Below are 2,200 nucleotides of genomic sequence, written 5' to 3' on the forward strand. Positions count from 1 at the left end.
ATACCGGGGCGCAGCTTGCGCACATCCTCGCAGAAGCGGATCGACTGATCGCGTAGGTGCCTTCGCTTCATCCGCTTCAGGATCATGTCGTCGCCCGATTGCAGCGACAGATGCAAATGCGGCATCAGCCTGGGCTCGGTGGCGATGGCATCGAGCAAATCGTCGTCAGCTTCGACCGAATCGATAGAGGACAGCCGCAGGCGCTTCACATCGGGCACCTGCCTGAGGATGGTCTTCACCAGCCTGCCAAGCTTCGGCGCGCCCGGCAGATCGGCCCCAAAACTGGTCATGTCGACGCCGGTCAGAACGATCTCGGCATAGCCGTTGCCGGCGAGCCGCTTGACCTGCTCGACCACGGCGCCCATCGGCACCGAGCGCGAATTGCCGCGGCCGTAGGGAATGATGCAAAAGGTGCAGCGGTGGTCGCAGCCGTTCTGCACCTGGACGAAAGCGCGTGCCCGGCCCTCGATGGCGTCGACCATGTGGCCTGCGGTCTCACGCACCGAAAAGATATCGTTGACGCGCGCCTTCTCGGTGTCGTTGACGCCGAAATCCGGCAGCGCGCGATAGGAATGCGCCTTCAGCTTCTCCTCATTGCCAAGCACGAGATCGACCTCGTCCATGGCGGCGAATTTTTCAGGCTCGGTCTGCGCGGCGCAGCCGGTGACGATGATGCGCGCCCGCGGGTTATCGCGGCGGGCCTTGCGGATCGCCTGCTTGGCCTGGCGCACTGCTTCGCCTGTCACGGCGCAGGTGTTGAAGATCACGGCGCCACCTTCCAGCGCGCCCAGACCGGCACTTTCAGCCTCGCGCCGCATCACCTGCGATTCATAGGTGTTGAGCCGACAGCCGAAGGTGACGACATCGATGCCCTGGGACATCGGGCTCTTGGGCAGAGCGGACATCAGGCCGCGCTTTCGGTGTCGCGGGCCCATGTCCCGTTCGACGGGTCGAAGCTGCCGGAAAATTCCCATTCGGCGGCGCCGGTCAGCACCACATGGTCATCGTCGCGCCATTCGACATGCAGCGTACCGCCGCCTGGCGTCAACAGACCGACGCTGCGGCCGGTCCGGTTGGTACGGGCCGCGGCCACCACGGCCGCACAGGAGGCCGAGCCGCAGGCCTTGGTCAGGCCGGCGCCGCGTTCCCAGGTGCGGATGACCATTGTTTCGGGCGAAGTGACCTGCGCGATGGTTATGTTGGCGCGCTCGGGGAACATCGGGTGGTTCTCGAGCAGCGGGCCGAAGCGGTCGAACTCATAGGACCAGACGTTATTGTCGACCCAAAAGATGGCGTGCGGATTGCCCATCGAGACGACCGAGGGTGAATGCAGCACCGGCGCGTCGATCGGGCCGATCTGCAGCTCGATCATGCGGGTGTCGCGGAATTCCTCGGCCAGCGGGATATCCTGCCAGCCGAAGCGCGGCGTGCCCATATCGACCGAGATCGAACCGTCGGCATGTTCGCGCGCATTGAGGATGCCCGCCACGGTTTCGAAGGTGAAGATCTTCTGGCCGGTCTCGGCGGCGAGCGCCTGGACGACGCAGCGCATGCCATTGCCGCAGGCCTGCGCACCGGTTCCGTCGGAGTTCAATATGTCGATGAAAAAAGCGGTGCCCGGCGTCCTGGCATCGTGGATCGCCATGATCTGGTCGAAGCTGGTCGCGGCATCGGCGTTCAGCGCAATCGCCGCCGCCGCCGTCACTCGATCGGCACGGCCGCGCATATCGGCAACGATGATCTCGTTGCCGATGCCGTTCATCTTGGCGAAAGGGGCAGTGCTGGCCATTGCTCCGAAAAATTCCGTGTCCGTTTGGCGCTATATGGCGGAAACGGGCAGGAATTACCAGTGCGCAGCCGCTTGGTCACGGCGAAAGCGCCGGACTTACGTGACGGCGAAAATGCCCAGCACCACCAGCAGGAAGATGATCAGAACGATGCCGATAAGGATGCGCGCGCCGGTGGCGGCAGCACCTGCCAGCGCCGGCATGCCGAGCAGGCTCGCCGCCGCGGCGACGATCAGGAGGATGATGATCCATTTGAGCATGGCGATGCCTCGCAACCGACAGATTTTTCAACCGCATGAAAACGCTGTTGCCGCGCTGGGGTTCCGTCGAAACCGATGCGGATCAGGGCACTATGTGCTCCGGTACATTCCATACCTCGCCCGGCCGCAAGGCGCGAAAGCGCTGCCGTGGAA

General features: G+C 64.0%; 3 protein-coding genes. All 3 read right to left on the minus strand.

Annotation, left to right across the window (positions count from 1 at the left end; translation table 11 throughout):
- Positions 1–905 (minus strand): radical SAM protein (locus EN750_RS30895; RefSeq protein WP_127398987.1); only part of this gene is annotated, 905 nt, incomplete at its 3' end.
- Positions 905–1,789 carry a diaminopimelate epimerase gene (dapF, locus tag EN750_RS30900; protein WP_127398988.1) on the minus strand — a complete coding sequence of 295 codons (885 nt, stop codon included), beginning with the start codon at positions 1,787–1,789 and terminating at the stop codon, positions 905–907. The genes dapF and EN750_RS30895, both read right to left, overlap by 1 nt.
- A gap of 96 nt (positions 1,790–1,885) precedes the next feature.
- Positions 1,886–2,047 (minus strand): DUF1328 family protein, encoded by a 162-nt coding sequence (locus EN750_RS30905; RefSeq protein WP_013528842.1) that lies wholly within the window; start codon positions 2,045–2,047, stop codon positions 1,886–1,888.
- Positions 2,048–2,200: the final 153 nt, after the last annotated feature.

This window comes from Mesorhizobium sp. M7A.F.Ca.ET.027.03.2.1 (genome assembly GCF_003999175.1).
GTDB lineage: Bacteria > Pseudomonadota > Alphaproteobacteria > Rhizobiales > Rhizobiaceae > Mesorhizobium.

Excerpts from the sequence above, each read along its gene's own strand:
- dapF (WP_127398988.1), bottom strand. The coding sequence starts at position 1,789 with ATGGCCAGCACTGCCCCTTTCGCCAAGATGAACGGCATCGGCAACGAG.
- EN750_RS30905 (WP_013528842.1), bottom strand. The coding sequence starts at position 2,047 with ATGCTCAAATGGATCATCATCCTCCTGATCGTCGCCGCGGCGGCGAGC.